The 14,977-nt window shown below is 72.4% G+C and carries 15 protein-coding genes; 10 read left to right on the plus strand and 5 right to left on the minus strand.

The genetic code is table 11. The features are described from left to right. Positions 1–16 precede the first annotated feature (16 nt). The 4 genes from QBL25_RS29875 to QBL25_RS29890 all read left to right on the plus strand — a co-directional run bounded on the left by QBL25_RS29875 (position 17) and on the right by QBL25_RS29890 (position 3,292). Positions 17–910, plus strand: a complete 894-nt coding sequence (locus QBL25_RS29875; RefSeq protein ID WP_409060038.1) for an AraC family transcriptional regulator — start codon at positions 17–19, stop codon at positions 908–910. Further along, a complete protein-coding gene (locus QBL25_RS29880) occupies positions 880–1,737 on the plus strand; it encodes an AzlC family ABC transporter permease (protein WP_409060039.1) in 858 nt (285 codons plus the stop codon). Before QBL25_RS29875 ends, QBL25_RS29880 begins: the two co-directional genes overlap by 31 nt. Then, a complete protein-coding gene (locus tag QBL25_RS29885; protein ID WP_409060040.1) occupies positions 1,734–2,042 on the plus strand; it encodes an AzlD domain-containing protein in 309 nt (102 codons plus the stop codon). Before QBL25_RS29880 ends, QBL25_RS29885 begins: the two co-directional genes overlap by 4 nt. Before the next feature lie 62 nt (positions 2,043–2,104). After that, complete coding sequence (locus QBL25_RS29890; RefSeq protein WP_409060041.1) at positions 2,105–3,292, plus strand: PucR family transcriptional regulator; 1,188 nt, start codon at positions 2,105–2,107, stop codon at positions 3,290–3,292. 47 nt (positions 3,293–3,339) lie between these two features. On the opposite strand, the gene QBL25_RS29895 is transcribed toward QBL25_RS29890, so the two are convergent. Next, complete coding sequence (locus QBL25_RS29895) at positions 3,340–4,305, minus strand: hypothetical protein (protein WP_409060042.1); 966 nt, start codon at positions 4,303–4,305, stop codon at positions 3,340–3,342. A gap of 79 nt (positions 4,306–4,384) precedes the next feature. Here QBL25_RS29895 and QBL25_RS29900 point away from each other — a divergent pair, with 79 nt between their 5' ends. From QBL25_RS29900 to QBL25_RS29925, 6 genes are all read left to right on the plus strand, one after another. After that, positions 4,385–4,579 (plus strand): DUF3046 domain-containing protein, encoded by a 195-nt coding sequence (locus tag QBL25_RS29900; RefSeq protein WP_409060043.1) that lies wholly within the window; start codon positions 4,385–4,387, stop codon positions 4,577–4,579. A 105-nt stretch (positions 4,580–4,684) separates the two neighbouring features. Continuing rightward, positions 4,685–6,046, plus strand: a complete 1,362-nt coding sequence (locus QBL25_RS29905; RefSeq protein ID WP_409060044.1) for an AI-2E family transporter — start codon at positions 4,685–4,687, stop codon at positions 6,044–6,046. A gap of 267 nt (positions 6,047–6,313) precedes the next feature. After that, positions 6,314–7,444, plus strand: coding sequence for a recombinase RecA (gene recA, locus QBL25_RS29910; protein ID WP_409060045.1), 1,131 nt, complete (start codon positions 6,314–6,316; stop codon positions 7,442–7,444). Between the two features lie 3 nt (positions 7,445–7,447). After that, positions 7,448–8,197 (plus strand): recombination regulator RecX, encoded by a 750-nt coding sequence (gene recX, locus QBL25_RS29915; protein WP_409060046.1) that lies wholly within the window; start codon positions 7,448–7,450, stop codon positions 8,195–8,197. A 241-nt stretch (positions 8,198–8,438) separates the two neighbouring features. After that, complete coding sequence (locus QBL25_RS29920) at positions 8,439–9,173, plus strand: ArsR/SmtB family transcription factor (protein ID WP_409060047.1); 735 nt, start codon at positions 8,439–8,441, stop codon at positions 9,171–9,173. Next, positions 9,170–11,713: an FtsX-like permease family protein gene (locus tag QBL25_RS29925; RefSeq protein ID WP_409060048.1), complete on the plus strand. Its 2,544-nt coding sequence runs from the start codon at positions 9,170–9,172 to the stop codon at positions 11,711–11,713. Before QBL25_RS29920 ends, QBL25_RS29925 begins: the two co-directional genes overlap by 4 nt. Positions 11,714–11,827: 114 nt before the next feature. On the opposite strand, the gene QBL25_RS29930 is transcribed toward QBL25_RS29925, so the two are convergent. The 4 genes from QBL25_RS29930 to QBL25_RS29945 form a co-directional block, all read right to left on the minus strand. Next, positions 11,828–12,265: a rhodanese-like domain-containing protein gene (locus QBL25_RS29930; RefSeq protein ID WP_409060049.1), complete on the minus strand. Its 438-nt coding sequence runs from the start codon at positions 12,263–12,265 to the stop codon at positions 11,828–11,830. Then, the gene (locus QBL25_RS29935; RefSeq protein ID WP_409060050.1) at positions 12,262–12,813 is read right to left on the minus strand and encodes a cysteine dioxygenase; all 552 of its coding nucleotides are present in this window, start codon (positions 12,811–12,813) and stop codon (positions 12,262–12,264) included. The genes QBL25_RS29930 and QBL25_RS29935 overlap by 4 nt, the downstream gene beginning before the upstream one ends. A gap of 71 nt (positions 12,814–12,884) precedes the next feature. Beyond that, a complete protein-coding gene (locus QBL25_RS29940; RefSeq protein WP_309506048.1) occupies positions 12,885–12,932 on the minus strand; it encodes a hypothetical protein in 48 nt (15 codons plus the stop codon). 82 nt (positions 12,933–13,014) lie between these two features. Then, a complete protein-coding gene (locus tag QBL25_RS29945) occupies positions 13,015–14,670 on the minus strand; it encodes an FAD-dependent monooxygenase (protein ID WP_409060051.1) in 1,656 nt (551 codons plus the stop codon). Positions 14,671–14,977: the final 307 nt, after the last annotated feature.

Raw genomic sequence — 14,977 nt, forward strand, 5'->3', positions numbered from 1 at the left:
GGCGCAGAATGGGGTCATGGCAGGTTCGGCGGAGCAGGCGCGGCACTGGCGGTACGCGGAGCTGCCCGGGGTCGACCTGCTGCGTGCCCACTACATCGACAAAACGTTCGTGCGGCACACCCACGAGCACTACGTCATCGCAGCGATCGCCGAGGGCGTCGACGTCTTCCACCACGGCGACGGCGAACAGCACGCGGGGCCCGGAACGCTCGCCCTGATCAACCCGGACACCATGCACACGGGCCGGGCCGGTGGCCCCGGCGGATGGCGGTACGGGGTGGTCTATCCGTCGCCCGACCTGGTCGCCGCCATCGCCGCGGAGACCACCGACATCCGGGGCACCCCCGGCTTCGCCCTGCCGGTGCTGGAGGATCCGTACGGCGTGAGACTCGTCCACCGGGTGCTGTGGGCCGCCGACGAGGGCAACGCGCTGGCCGCCGACACCCTGCTGCGGGTCGCCGTGACCCGGCTGCTGCGGCTGAACGGCGGGCGCCTCCCGCAACGGGCCGTGCGCACGGCCGGCGCGCGGGTCGCGGCACGCGCGCGTGCCGTCCTGGAGGAGCGGCTCGTCGACCCGCCGAGCCTGGAGCGCCTCGCGAGCGAGCTCGGCGTCGGGCCCTTCGCCCTGCTGCGGGCCTTCCGTGACGTGTACGGGATGCCGCCGCACACCTGGCTCACCGACGCGCGGGTGCGTTCCGCGCGGCGCCTCCTGGACGCGGGAACGTCGCCGGCCGAGGCGGCCGTCGCCGTGGGCTTCACCGATCAGCCGCATCTGAACCGGCACTTCACGCGCATCGTCGGGGTGCCGCCCGGGGCGTACCAGCGGGAGCGCAAGAACGTACAAGACGGGGAAGCGGCCCTGCTCGTACCGTCCGGGGTGTGGCAGAACAGACGACACCAGCAGACATAAGCCCAGGTCCGGGCAGCCCCGGGGGCGCGGACGTCGGCCCGCCCGGGCACGGCGGCGAGGCAGGCGCTTCCCGGCAAGGAGGAGCGGATGGGACCGGGAAGCCCGATTCCGCCGTGGTGCGCGACGCCCTCGGCGTCGGGATCGCCGTCGGTCTGTCCGGCTTCGCCTTCGGGGTGACCTCGGCGGGCGGCGGCCTCACCGTGCTCCAGACCTGCGCGCTCAGCCTGCTGGTCTTCACCGGCGCCTCGCAGTTCGCGCTGGTCGGAGCCCTCGCGGGCGGCGGGAATCCGTTCACCGCCGCCGCGGGCGCCTTCTTCCTCGGCGTACGCAACGCGTTCTACGGGCTGCGGCTCTCGCAGCTGCTCGCCCTCCCGCGCGCGGTGCGCCCGTTCGCCGCCCACTGGGTCATCGACGAGACCACCGCCGTCTCCCTCGCACAGCCCACCCGGCGGGCCGCCCGCATCGGCTTCACGGTCACCGGACTGAGCCTCTACTTGCTGTGGAACCTCACCACGCTCCTCGGGGCCCTCGGTGCCGAGGCCATCGGCGACACCGACGCGTGGGGGCTCGACGCCGCGGGGCCCGCGGTCTTCCTCGCGCTGCTCGCGCCGATGCTGCGGACGGCCACGGAGCGGGCCGTGGCGGTGCTCGCGGTCGTCCTGGGGCTCGGCCTGCTGCCCGTGCTGCCGGCCGGAGTGCCGGTCCTGGTGGCCGCGCTGGCCGCACCGGCGGTGCTCTACGTGGAGGGCCGCAAGGCCTCCTGCGCCTCCGAGCAGGACGCGCGCTGCGCGGACACCCGGGACGACACCCAGAAGGAAGACCGTTGAACATCTGGATCGCGATCGGCGTGACCTTCGCCGGTTGTTACCTCGTGAAGCTCGCGGGCCTGCTGGTGCCCGCGGGCGCCCTGGAACGCCCCCTCGTCAAGCGCATGGCCGCTCTGCTGCCCGTGGCGCTCCTGGCAGCGCTCACGGCCCAGCAGGCCTTCGCCGACGGCCGGGTCCCGGAACTGGACGCCAAGGCCGTGGGCCTGGCTGCGGCGGCCGTGGCGCTCCTGCTGCGGGCACCCTTCCTGGTCGTCATCGGGGCCGCCGTGGTCGTCACCGCGGGGGTGCGGGCGCTCATGGGGTGACCGGGCCGCATAGGTAATGTGACGCGTCACGGCCGAGGCAAGGCCCCCGGAGAGGAGGCACCGTGCAGCTGTCCTCCGAGGCGAGGGCCCTCGCGGCGCGCTGCGAGCCCAGGGTCAACGAACTGGCCCGCAGGATGGCCCGTGAGGCGTTCGAGGAACTGCCCGGGTACGCGGAGCTTCCCGACGACGTGAAGGACCTGGAGATAGCCGCGACCGCACGCCACGGGGTGCGCCTCTTCCTGCGGCGCGTCAGCGACCGGCCCGGCAGCCACCGGGTCTTCCGCGAGCGGGCCGCGCAGCGCGCGGAGGAGGGTATGCCGCTGCACCTGCTGCTGCGCACGCACGCGCTGGGGGTCTACGTCCTGTGGCAGGCCTTGCGCGACGTGGCCCGCCCCGGCGAGGAAGCGGCCCTGGTCGAACTGGTGGACGTACTCCTCCAGTCGCATCCGGCGATCGTCGGGACCGTGGCCGAGACCTACCTGGACGAGCGGTCCGCCCTGGAGGCCGAGCAGCGCGCCCAGCGCGGTTCGCTGATCCGCGGCCTGCTGGACGGGCTGGTGCCGCCCGGCCATGTGCTGCTCGACCAACTGTGCCTCGCGGGGCCGGTGCTCGTCCTGGCGGTCGGCTTCGACCGGGCACCGGCTGAAGGGCCCGTGGCGGTACGGCGGCGGCTGCGGCGCGTGCAGACCGCCCTGGACCACGCCTTCGGTACGGAGGTGCTCGCGCTCCTGGAGGCCGACGGGGGACGGGTCGTCGTGCCCCAGGAGTGCCGGCCGCCCCAGGACCTGCCGCTCCGTCTCGGCAAGGCCTGCGACCTTCCCGTGCGCGTCGCCGCCGTGGACGCGGCCGGGCCCGAGGACGTCGCCGACGCGGCCCGCACCGCCACCGAGATCCTGCGCATCACGCGCGCGTGCGGCCTGCCTCCGGGACTGCACCGCATGGAGGACGTGCTCCTCGAGTACCACCTCTCGCGCCGCAACGAGAGCAGCCACCTCATCTCCGCGCTGCTCGACCCGCTGGCCGACCGGCCCGAACTCCTGGAGACCCTCCGCACCCACCTGGGCCGGCAGCAGGAGCGCAGGGCGACCGCCGCCGCCCTCGGCCTGCATCCCAACACCGTGGACAACCGCCTGGCGAGGATCGGCGAGCTCACCGGCATCGATCTGTCGGCACCGCGCGGCACGGCACTCGCCATCGCGGCGCTGCTGTTGCGCGAGGCCGAGGAAGCCCCTGCCTCACCCCTCAGGTGACGGAGTGCCCGTCTGAACCTCTCAGGTGGACTGCCCGTCTGCACCTCTCAGGTGATGGACCGGCCGTACGCCTGCAGTGTGCGCAGTGCCTCGATGGTGACGATCGGGCGGGATTCGAGGGCGCTGCCCGGTGCCCACTGGCGCCAGAGGACCGGCCAGCCGCCGTCCTCCTGCTGTGCCCGTTCGAGGAAGTCCAGGGAGCGCGCCATCTCCTCGTCGGTGAACCACGCGCGCGCGAGCGACTCGGGGACCTTCGCGTAGTCGTGCGCGAAGTGGTGCTCGCCCGGTGCGTAGCCCGGCGCCACGGGATACGAGTCCAGCCGCTCGGGGTCGAGCGCCACCAGGCGCTGCTCCCGCGCGATCCTGCCGAGCCGGTCGGCCGCCGCCTCCGCGCGCGGGCGGTCGGGTGCCCCGTCGAGGAAGGCCACGGCCGCCTGGATCTCGTACGGATGTGACTTCTCCAGGGACTCCACCGCGGCCCAGCAGAAGTCGGTGGCCCTGAACAGCCAGGCGTGCCACACCTCGTTGCGGTGCAGCAGGCCCACCACGGGGCCGGTGGCGAGGAGCTCGCTCGGCGGATCGTCCACCACGGGCACGAACGGCGCGGAGGGATAGCCGCGCTGGCTGGGATGGATCGCCGGAAGGGCGCCGTCCGACGTCGAAACCGACGTCAGATAGCGGCACACGCGCTCCACCCGCTGCCCGCCGCAGCGCCGGATCGTGTCCAGGACGCGCAGCGCGTGGCCGACGTGCAGGGGCTGGCTGACGGGGCCGCGCAGATCCGGTTCGAGCGCGTACCCGTATCCGCCGTCCTCGGTGCCGTACGCGTTCAGGGCGGTCTCGACCGCGTCGGCCGCCGGGTCGCCTCCGGCGCCGCCCGTGCCGCCCGTGTTGTTCAGGAAGTGGTACGCGAACCGCCGCTGCTCAAGGATACGCGCGGTCAGCCAGACGAAGTGCTCGGCGCGTGCGACCGGCGAGGACGCGGCGAGCGGGGATGCTCCGGTTTCGGCCATGGACAGACCGTAGGGCCGGAAAGCGCCTTCGGTGAGCCCCTGCGCCCGGCTGCACTCCCAAGGGAGCGATACTGAGTGCATGCGGTTGACGGTTTTCTGGGAGCGGATGGCTGACCACTTCGGACAGGGGTACGCCGACTCGTTCGCCCGCGATCATGTGATGGCCGAGCTCGGCGGGCGTACGGTGCACCAGGCACTGGACGCGGGCTGGGACGCCAAGGACGTCTGGCGCGCGGTGTGCGCGGCCATGGACGTACCGGCCGAAAAGCGCTGACGGCCGGATAGTTCGCCGTCCTCCGGCGGCTCTTCGGGGCCGCCGTCGAGCACGAAGCCGCGGGGGTGGCGGCCGAATGTCGGTGACGTGGGCGAGACTGGGCCCGTGGCATCGAGAGACGAGACCGCGCAGGTCACTCAGGACGTAGCTCCGCTCGGCACGACGCCGCCCGCACAGCCCCCCGGAGGGGCGGAGAACGGGCGGGCCGCCAGCATGCCGCGCTGGCTGCCGCGCGCCATGGTGCTCGCCCTCGCGCTCATCGCCTGTTTCCAGCTGGGTAGTTGGGCCTTCCACCAGCTGACCGGGCTGCTGATCAACATCCTGATCGCCTTCTTCCTGGCGCTCGCGGTGGAGCCCGCGGTGAGCTGGATGGCCGCGCGCGGGCTGCGCAGGGGCTTCGCCACCTTCCTGGTCTTCCTCGGTGTCCTGATCGCGAGCGCGGGCTTCATCACGCTCATGGGGTCGATGCTCGCGGGCCAGATCGTGGACATGGTCGAGGACTTCCCCGACTACCTCGACAAGGTCATCAGCTGGATCAACCAGACGTTCCACACGGATCTCTCCCGCGTCGAGATCCAGGACAGCCTGGTGCACTCGGACTGGCTCCAGAAGTACGTGCAGAACAGCGCGAGCGGTGTTCTGGACGTCTCCGCGCAGGTCCTCGGCGGGCTCTTCCAACTCCTGACGGTCCTGCTGTTCTCGTTCTACTTCGCGGCCGACGGCCCGCGGCTGCGGCGCGCGCTCTGCTCGGTGCTGCCGCCGGCCCGCCAGGCCGAGGTGCTCCGCGCCTGGGAGATCGCGGTCGACAAGACCGGCGGCTACCTCTACTCGCGCGGTCTGATGGCGCTGATCTCCGGAGTCGCGCACTACGTCCTGCTGCAAGCGCTCGGCGTGCCGTACGCGCCCGTGCTCGCGGTGTGGGTCGGTCTGGTCTCGCAGTTCATCCCCACCATCGGCACGTACCTGGCGGGCGCGCTGCCGATGCTGATCGCCTTCACGGTCAACCCCTGGTACGCGCTCTGGGTGCTGATCTTCGTCGTGGTCTACCAGCAGTTCGAGAACTACGTCCTCCAGCCCAAGCTCACCGCCAAGAGCGTGGACATCCACCCGGCGGTCGCCTTCGGCTCGGTCATCGCGGGCACGGCTCTCCTCGGCGCGGTCGGCGCCCTGATTTCCATCCCGGCGATCGCGACCCTCCAGGCCTTCCTGGGGGCGTACGTGAAGCGGTACGACGTCACGGACGACCCGCGCGTCCACGGGCACCGGCGCAAGGGCGGGGTGTCCCTCCTCACGCGCATGAGGCGTGCCCTGCGCGGACCGAACCATCCGGGGGCGGCATCGGAGGCCGAGGTCGCCTCGGAGGAAGCTGCGGGCCCGGATCCCGACGCCACACCGGGCTCCGACGCCACGCCGGACCCCGGCTCCGCGCCGGGCTCCGGCCCCGCCCCTGGCCCTGGCCCCAGGTAGGTACGCCCGGCGGACCGAACCGTTCCGTAGTCTCGGTGACTGCCGCGTGGTGCGCTTGACACCAAAATCGAACATCCATTCTTATGGGTTGCCTGGCGGCGTTTTCCCGGGGTTTTCGCGGGGGGATCCCTGGGGCTCCGGCGGATTCCGGCGGGGCGATCGCCTCGAGTTATCCACAGGCCGGACGGGCGTCGGGGCGGATTGTCAGTGGCAGGCGCTAGCGTCATTGACGTGAAGCGATCGACACAAGCAAATCGGGTGGAACCCATGGCAGGAACCGACCGCGAGAAGGCGCTCGAAGCCGCGCTCGCACAGATTGAACGGCAGTTCGGCAAGGGCGCAGTGATGCGCATGGGCGAGCGGCCGAACGACCCCATCGAGGTCATCCCCACGGGATCGACCGCGCTCGACGTCGCGCTCGGCGTCGGCGGTATCCCGCGCGGCCGTGTGGTGGAGGTGTACGGACCGGAGTCCTCCGGTAAGACGACCCTGACGCTGCACGCCGTGGCGAACGCACAGCGCGCGGGCGGCGCCGTCGCCTTCGTGGACGCCGAGCACGCACTCGACCCCGAGTACGCGAAGAAGCTGGGCGTCGACATCGACAACCTGATCCTGTCCCAGCCGGACAACGGCGAGCAGGCTCTGGAGATCGTCGACATGCTGGTCCGCTCCGGCGCGCTCGACCTGATCGTCATCGACTCCGTCGCGGCCCTGGTGCCGCGCGCGGAAATCGAGGGCGAGATGGGTGACTCGCACGTGGGCCTCCAGGCCCGTCTGATGAGCCAGGCGCTCCGGAAGATCACCAGCGCGCTCAACCAGTCCAAGACCACCGCGATCTTCATCAACCAGCTCCGCGAGAAGATCGGCGTGATGTTCGGCTCGCCGGAGACCACGACCGGTGGCCGCGCGCTGAAGTTCTACGCCTCGGTGCGTCTCGACATCCGCCGGATCGAGACCCTGAAGGACGGCACGGACGCGGTCGGCAACCGCACCCGCGTCAAGGTCGTCAAGAACAAGGTCGCGCCGCCCTTCAAGCAGGCCGAGTTCGACATCCTCTACGGCCAGGGCATCAGCCGCGAGGGCGGCCTGATCGACATGGGCGTCGAGAACGGCTTCGTCCGCAAGGCGGGCGCCTGGTACACGTACGAGGGCGACCAGCTCGGCCAGGGCAAGGAGAACGCCCGCAACTTCCTGAAGGACAACCCCGACCTCGCCAACGAGATCGAGCGGAAGATCAAGGAGAAGCTGGGCGTCGGCGTGAAGCCGAAGGCCGATGAGCCCAAGGCCGAGGAGCCCGGCAAGGACGCCGCGGGCGCGACGGCCGAGGACGCCGCGAAGACGGTGCCCGCGCCGGCGGCCAAGGCCACCAAGCCCAAGGCCGCCGCGGCCAAGAGCTGATCCATGACGCGGCGCACGGACTGGGCGGACCAGGTCGCTCCCGAGCACCACACCGACCCCGCGGGCAGAGGCTTCGCGGACGGTGCGGATCAGGGTGGCGCCGACCAGGAAGGTGACGGCACCGGCTTCCGCGGGGGCGGCGGCCGGAGGGGGCGCCGACGGCGTGGCGGCTTCGGTGAAGGCCGGGGCGGTGGCTCACAGGACAGCGGCCCCCCTTCCTCGTCGAGGGCCGAGAAGGGGGAGCCGCCGCCGACGGATCCGGCCGAGAAGGCGCGGGCGATCTGTCTGCGGCTGCTCACCGGGACCCCGCGCACGCGCAAACAGCTGGCGGACGCGCTGCACAAGCGGGACATCCCGGAGGACGTGGCCGATGAGGTACTGACCCGCTTCGAAGAGGTCGGCCTCATCAACGACGGCGCCTTCGCGGGAGCGTGGGTGGAGTCCCGGCACCACGGCCGGGGCCTGGCCCGCCGGGCGCTCGCGCAGGAGCTGCGTACGAAGGGCGTGGACGCCACGCTGATCGAGGAGGCCGTCGGACAGCTCGACTCGGAACAGGAGGAGGCGACGGCACGCGAGCTCGTCGCCCGCAAGCTCCGGGCCACACGGGGCCTCGACCGCGACAAGCGACTGCGCCGCCTCGCGGGCATGCTCGCCCGCAAGGGCTATTCGCAGGGCCTGGCGCTCCGGATCGTCCGGCAGGCCATCGAGGAAGAGGGCGAGGACGCGGGGGACTTGGGGTACGAAGAGGACTGAGCCGACCAGGGCCCTCGCGGGGGTGGGGCCCAGGTCAGGGCCGGGCAGCGCGGTGCGGACCGCGGCCCGGCCCTTTCGCGTTCTGCTTCGCGTGCGCTGGGGCTGCGGGGCTGCGGGGCCCAGGCTCCTGGACCCCCGGGGGTAACTTCCCTTCTCCGCCCGCAGGGTGGGGTTAACCCCCCGTCGGAGACGCCGGGCCACCGCAATGCACAGGGACCTGTGCACAGGCGACTGTGTACGCATGGCAAAGGAAACCGGCACGACCGACGGCGCCCCGGAGGAGCTGAGCGACCTCCGCGTCCTCAAAGCGCTGGCACAGCCCCGGCGGCAGCAGATGCTCCAGCACCTCACCGTGCACGGCCCGGCCACCTCCGCGACGCTCGCCAGGGCGCTCGGCCTCAACACCGGGGCCACCAGCTACCACCTGCGCGAACTCGCCCGCTACGGCTTCGTCGAGGAGACCGATGGGGCCGAGGGAACGGGTCACGGCCGCGAACGCTGGTGGCGCGCGATCCCCGGCGACCGGCGCTTCCCGCCGCGCAGCAAGCAGAACGCCGAGACACGGCTCGTCATGGACGAGCTGAACCACCTCGCGTACGCCGCCGACCTGGAACTCTTCGAGCGGTTGCAGCGTGAAGCGGGTGAAGTCGGTGAGGCGGGCGCCGAACTCGGCGAGTGGGCCGACGCGTTCCCCTACTCGCGCGGCACCATCCGGCTGACGCTTCCCGAGCTCCGCGCGTTCTTCGAGGAGTACATCGCCCTCCTCAACCGCTACAAGCGCCCCGACGCCGAGACCCCGCCCGACGCCCGCACCGTCCTCACCCGGCTCCTGGCCTTCCCCGCGCCCGCGCCCGCATCCGCCGAAGCGCCTGCGCCCGCCGAAGCGCCTGCGCCCGCCCAAGCGCCCGCGCCCCCGTCGGCTCCTTCGCCCTCCGTCCCGCCCTCCCACTCCTCCGAGCCCGAGGCCACATCATGATGCTGCGTTACGCATTGCAGACCGTCCGAGACCGCAAGGGCGGGTTCCTCGGGGCCTTCCTGGCGCTGATGTGCGCCGCCGCGCTCATCACGGCCTGCGGCACCCTCCTGGAGACCGGCCTGCGCGGCACCATCCAGACGGAGCGCTACGCCGCCACCCCCGTCATCGTCTCCGCCGACCAGAACGTCCACCAGACCACGGTCAAGCACAAGAAGGGCAAGACCAAGGTCAAGCACAAGGCCAAGCCGATCGCCGAGCGGGCCTGGCTGCCGGCCGACATCGCGCACAGACTCAAGGGCGTGCCGGGCGTCGGCGACGTCATCCCCGAACTCACCTTCCTCGCGCAGCCGTTGATGCCCACCGCCGGTGATCCCGGGGACAAGCCCTCGTACGGCCACGCCTGGGAGTCGGCGGCGCTGACCCCCTTCCGTCTGGTCGAAGGCAAGGCCCCGCGGGCCACCGGCGACCTCGTCGTCGACCGCGGCCTCGCCGAACGCGCGCACCTCAAGACCGGCGACCGGCTCACCGTCCAGTCGACCCAGGCCCCGCGCTCCTACCGCATCACCGGTGTGGCCGCCCCCTCCGAAGGCGCCCTCGGCCACCAGACGTCCCTGTTCTTCTCCGCCGAAGAGGCCGAGCGGCTCGCCGCGCACCCCGGAAAGATCACCACCCTCGGCGTCGTACCGGCCGGGGGCACCGGGACGGCCGAGCTCAAGAGTGCGGTCACAGACGCACTCGCCGGTACGACAGCGCAGGTCAGCGTCGGCGATGACCGTGGCCCGGTGGAGTTCCTCGACGCGGCGGGCGCCCGCGTCAAGCTGGTCAGCATGGGCGGGGCGATGGGCGGCACCTCGCTCCTCGTCGCGGTCCTCGTGGTCGTCGGCACCTTCGCCCTCTCCGTGCAGCAACGCCACCGCGAGCTGGCCCTGCTCCGCGCCATCGCCGCCACCCCGAAGCAGATCCGCAGACTCCTCGGCCGCGAAGCCCTGATCGTCGGCGCGGCCGCGGGCGTCACCGGCTCGCTCGCCGGCATCCCGCTCGGCGGCTGGCTGCACGGCAGATTCGTGGACATGGGCGCCGTCCCCGCCACCCTGGAGCGGACCGTGAGCGTCTTCCCGCTCCTCGCCGCCGTGGCCGCGACGCTGCTCGGAGCCTGGGCCGCCGCCCGTCTCTCGGCCCGCCGCATCGCCCGTATCCGCCCGGCCGAGGCACTCGCCGAAGCGCGCGTCGAGCGCAACCGGCCCGCGTGGAGCCGCATCATCGCCGGTCTCCTCACGCTCGCCGGGGGCGTCGTGCTCGTCGCCGTGCTCAGCGTGCTGCGCACCGAGCCCGCGTCGACCCCCGTGACGTTCCTGGCCGTGGTGGTCCTCTCCGCCGCCATCGCGCTCCTGGGCCCGCTTCTGGTGAAGGCCGCTGCCGCCGTGCTCCGCGGCCCGCTGCGGCTGTCCGGTCCCGGTGGCCGCCTCGCGCACGTCAACCTCCACGGCAACGCGGCCCGGATGGCGGCAGCCGTCACCCCGCTCGCCCTCCTCATCGGCATGACCTGCACCGTCCTGTTCGTCCAGCCCACCCTCGGCGACGCGGCCCGCGCCCAGGCCCGCGAGGGCATCCGGGCCGACTGGGTCCTCGCGGCCCAGGGGCCCGGCGTCCCGGCCGAGGCCGCGCGCACGCTGCGTACGACCGAGGGCGTCGAGGCCGCCACCGAGGTCGTCCGCACCACCGTGCGCGTGGGACTCGACAAGTACCCGGCGCAGGGCGTCAGTACGGCAGGTCTGGCCCGCACCTGGGACCCGGACGTCACCGCCGGATCCCTTAAGGGCTTCGGCGAGGGCAGCGTGGCCGTCAGCGAACTGGCCGCCGACCAACTCGGCCTGCGGCCCGGCGGCACGCTGAAGCTGACCCTCGGCGACGGCACGAAAACCACGCTCAAGGTCAGGGCCGTGTACGCGCGCGGACTCGGGTTCGGGGATCTGACCATGACGCACGACCTGGTCGCCCGCCACGTCGACAACCCGCTCGCCGCCACGGTCCTGATCAAGAGTGACCGTACACAGGAACAACTCGCGGCGGGTGTCGCGAAGTTCCCGGGTCTGCGCGTGCTCGCCCCGGCCGCCGTCGACAACCTCCAGGCCGAGCGCCAGCAGGCGAACGCCGAGGTCAACTACCTGGCCATGGGCCTCATCCTGGCCTTCACCGCGATCGCCGTCGTGAACACGCTCGCGATGTCGGTCTCCGAACGTGTGCGGGAGTTCGCGATGCTGCGCCTCGCGGGCGCCCAACGCCGCCAGGTCCTCGGCATGCTCCGCAAGGAGGCGCTCTCCGTCCTGCTCATCGGCGCGGCCCTCGGCAGCTGCATCGCGCTCGCCGTCCTGACCGCCTTCAGCATCGGCATGACCGGCAGCGCCGCCCCCTCCGTCACGCCCCTGGTGTACGTCGCCGTGGTGGCCGTCGCGGCCCTGCTCGCCCTCACCGCGACCGCGCTCCCGGGCCGCGCCGCCCTCAAGCCGAGCCCCGTCACCGTGGCAACAGCCAAGGAGTAGGCGGCGGGGCGCGCTTGCGCAGTAGGTGCAGCAGCATCTGGCAGCAGTAAGTGTCAGTACGCAATGGTGGGCGCCCCTTACCGGCTTCGGTCAGGGGCGCCCACGCGCGCGTGCTCAGTCGGCGACGGGAAGCCCGGCGGCCTTCCACGCCTGGAACCCGCCGATGAGATCGGTCGCGTGCCGCAGCCCCAACTGCCGCAAGGAGACGGCCGCGAGACTCGACGCATAGCCTTCGTTGCAGACCACGACGACCCGCAGATCGTGGCTGACGGCCTCGGCCGCACGGTGGCTGCCCTGGGGGTCCAGCCGCCACTCCAGTTCGTTGCGCTCGACGACCAGGGCCCCGGGGATCAGGCCGTCCCGCTCGCGCAGGGCCGCATACCGGATGTCGACCAGGAGCCCGCCCGCGGCCGCGGTGTCGCGTGCCTCCTGGGGGGTGACCCGGTCGAGGCCGAGCCGCACCCGCTCCAGCAACTCGTCGATGCCGACCGGAGCTTCGTCCTGCGCTGGCTGCCCGCCTATGGGGCGTACGTCCTGGGTGTGCTCGCTCACTGCCAGTCCTCCGGGCGCTCCACGGACTCCAGGCGCAGGACCGGGCCCGTACGGCTGTACCGGCGGATGCGGGGGAGCGGCGGATAGTAGGCGTGCACGGAGATCGCGTGCTCGCTCGCGGATTCGTTCAGGACCTCGTGCACGTGGTTCTGACCGAATGCCCGGCCCTTGCCCGCCGTCAACTCCCGCTCGCGGTCCACCCCTTCGGACAGCTCCAGGGTCTTCCAGCCGTCGGTGGGGAGGCGGGCGGCGAGCGAGTTCTCCTTGAGGGCGCCCGCGGCCGTGAGGAAGGCGCCGACCGACTCCGCGTGGTCGTGCCACCCGGTGCCGGTGCCGGGCGGCCAGCCGATCAGCCAGGCCTCGCTGCCACCGGGCCCTTCGAGGCGCACCCACGTACGCCCTTCGGGGTCGAGCGGCAGTGAGGCGATGAGCTCGGGGTCGGCGGCGCTACGGCGTACGAAGTCGAGGAGCTCGGCGGCGGTGGGCGCGGAGACCGCCGTGGAGGCGTGCGTGGCGGAAGCACGCGGAGCGGAGAGAGAAGCAGACACGGGTACCGTCCTGGAGGTTCGCGGAAGCGCGCGCCGAAAACCGGAAGAGGGCGCGCAGAGGAAAAGCGACTTCAGCAGGACGGGCGACACACGCAGCCCGCATAGCGGACGAGGTCCATATGGACCCGCCGCCACAGGCGCACATCGGTGTCGGTCACGTTTCGGAGTAGACCATGACGCTGCGTGCCGGTCAACTCCTTCTCACTGTGTGGTCGGCCGGCTCGCGGCGGCCGTGCTCTCCGCCTTCTCCTGGGTGTCCGCCTCGTCCGCCTCACCCTGCGCGCGCCGCTTCGGAGCCGCCCCGCCCAGGGCTGCCTCGGCCGCCGTATACAGCTCGGCGGGGCGCACCCCGCCGAGCGCGGTGACCAAGTGGCCGTCGGGGCGGATGAGCAGCACGGAGTGCGCGGGGGCTCCCGGGTAACTCTCCGCGACGAGCAGTTCCGCGGGGTGCGGCAGCGCCGTGACGGCGGCGGCGAGCCGGGGCATGATCCCGGCCGACACCCAGTGCCGTCGCTCCCAGACCACCGTGCCGGGTGCGACGAGTACGACCAGGAGCCGGCCCAGGCCGAGCCGGTCGCGCAGCTGTACGAAGGACCCGTCGGGCGCCGTCACCCGCACGTCGGTCACGGGTGCCCCGGGCTCCGTGGCAACGGGGACCTCGGACTCGGAGAGCGGTGGTGCCAGCGGCGATTCGGCGTAGGACGCGGGCGCGCCGAGCGGGCCGCGCCCCACATGGCCGTCGGTGAGCAGGGCGTCGTGGCCGCGCGCCGACCCCGGGACGTAGGACCGCAGGCCCTTGCCGCCCCGCAGTATGGGCAGCGACTGGTCCGCGGCGCGCAGGCGTGCGGCGACACTGGCCCGGCGCTCGGTCTGATAGCTGTCGAGCAGGGCGTCCCGCGCGCCGTGATGCCAGGCAAGCGCCAGCTTCCAGGCGAGGTTGTCCGCGTCCCTCAGCCCTTCGTCGAGCCCCTGCGTACCGAGCGCGCCGAGCAGATGCGCGGCATCACCCGCGAGGAAGGCACGACCGACCCGCCACCGGCGGGCGAGCCGGTGGTGCACGGTGTGCACACCCGTGTCGAGCAGCTCGTACGGAGGCGTGGAGCCGTCGCACCAGCCCGCGAGGGTCTCGCGGATACGGACCACGAGGGCGTCCGGCGTCACGAACTCGCCGCGCGGCGGCAGCAGCCAGTCGAGCCGCCACACCCCGTCGGCGAGCGGACGGCCCGTCACCTCGGCGCCCCCGTGGCGCCACGGGGGATTCCGGTGCAACAACGCTTGGCCGGGTCCGGGAAGTTCCGTGCGCAGCGCGGCCACGGCGTGTCGCTCGACGGCCGTACGCCCCGGGAAGCGGACGTCGAGGAGCTTGCGCACGGTCGACCGCGGCCCGTCGCAGCCCACCAGATAACTGCCCCGCCACCAGGTGTCCTTGGGACCGCGCGTGTGAGCGGTCACGCCGCCCGCGTCCTGCTCCAGGGAGTCGAGCTTGCTCTCCACGGCGATCTTGACGAGGCGCTCCTCGGCGATGGCCGCGCGCAGGGAACCGGTCAGCGCGTGCTGGGGCACGTGCAGCGGGGCGGGCATCTCGTCACCGAACGTGATCTCCCGCATCAGCTGCTTGCGCCGCAGGGAACGCCAGCCGCCCCACCGCGCACCCGAATCCTGGTCACCGAACGAGTGACCGGCAAGCCGCTCCATGAGGGCCGCGGTGTCATCCCGCAGGATGACGGTCCGTGCGGGCCGCTGCTCGTCCTTGCCGGGCCCTTCGTCGAGGACGACCGTGGGTACGGAGTGACGCGCGAGAGCCAGGGCAAGCGTGAGCCCCACGGGACCCGCGCCGACGACGATCACCGGGTCCACGGTGCGAACCCTCCCGCCGCAAGGGCCCGGGAGCGCTGGACATACGTACGGGAACTGGCAGTTGGAGCCCGGTGCACGATCACAGAACGTATGCAACCCACCGCCGGTGCCCGCGTCAAGTTGCCGACCGGCTGCTGTGGCGCTTGGGCGAACGTGTGACGAGGCGGTCCACAGATCACACCGGGAGTGGTCGGTGCCGCCGTCCCGTTGCGTGCGGCGGCCGTGCGGCGGCACCTGCGATGCTCGGGCGGCATGAAAAAGACGGAGGCAGTGGCGCAAAGCCACTGCCTCCGTGTGTCTCATCGAT

The sequence above is a fragment of the Streptomyces sp. SYP-A7185 genome, assembly GCF_046103685.1.
GTDB lineage: Bacteria > Actinomycetota > Actinomycetes > Streptomycetales > Streptomycetaceae > Streptomyces.

What these genes read in the sequence shown, in the direction of transcription:
- QBL25_RS29875 (WP_409060038.1), top strand. Translation starts at nt 17, where the DNA reads ATGGCAGGTTCGGCGGAGCAGGCGCGGCACTGGCGGTACGCGGAGCTG.
- QBL25_RS29895 (WP_409060042.1), bottom strand. Translation starts at nt 4,305, where the DNA reads ATGGCCGAAACCGGAGCATCCCCGCTCGCCGCGTCCTCGCCGGTCGCA.
- QBL25_RS29900 (WP_409060043.1), top strand. Translation starts at nt 4,385, where the DNA reads ATGCGGTTGACGGTTTTCTGGGAGCGGATGGCTGACCACTTCGGACAG.
- recA (WP_409060045.1), top strand. Translation starts at nt 6,314, where the DNA reads ATGGCAGGAACCGACCGCGAGAAGGCGCTCGAAGCCGCGCTCGCACAG.
- recX (WP_409060046.1), top strand. Translation starts at nt 7,448, where the DNA reads ATGACGCGGCGCACGGACTGGGCGGACCAGGTCGCTCCCGAGCACCAC.
- QBL25_RS29920 (WP_409060047.1), top strand. Translation starts at nt 8,439, where the DNA reads ATGGCAAAGGAAACCGGCACGACCGACGGCGCCCCGGAGGAGCTGAGC.
- QBL25_RS29925 (WP_409060048.1), top strand. Translation starts at nt 9,170, where the DNA reads ATGATGCTGCGTTACGCATTGCAGACCGTCCGAGACCGCAAGGGCGGG.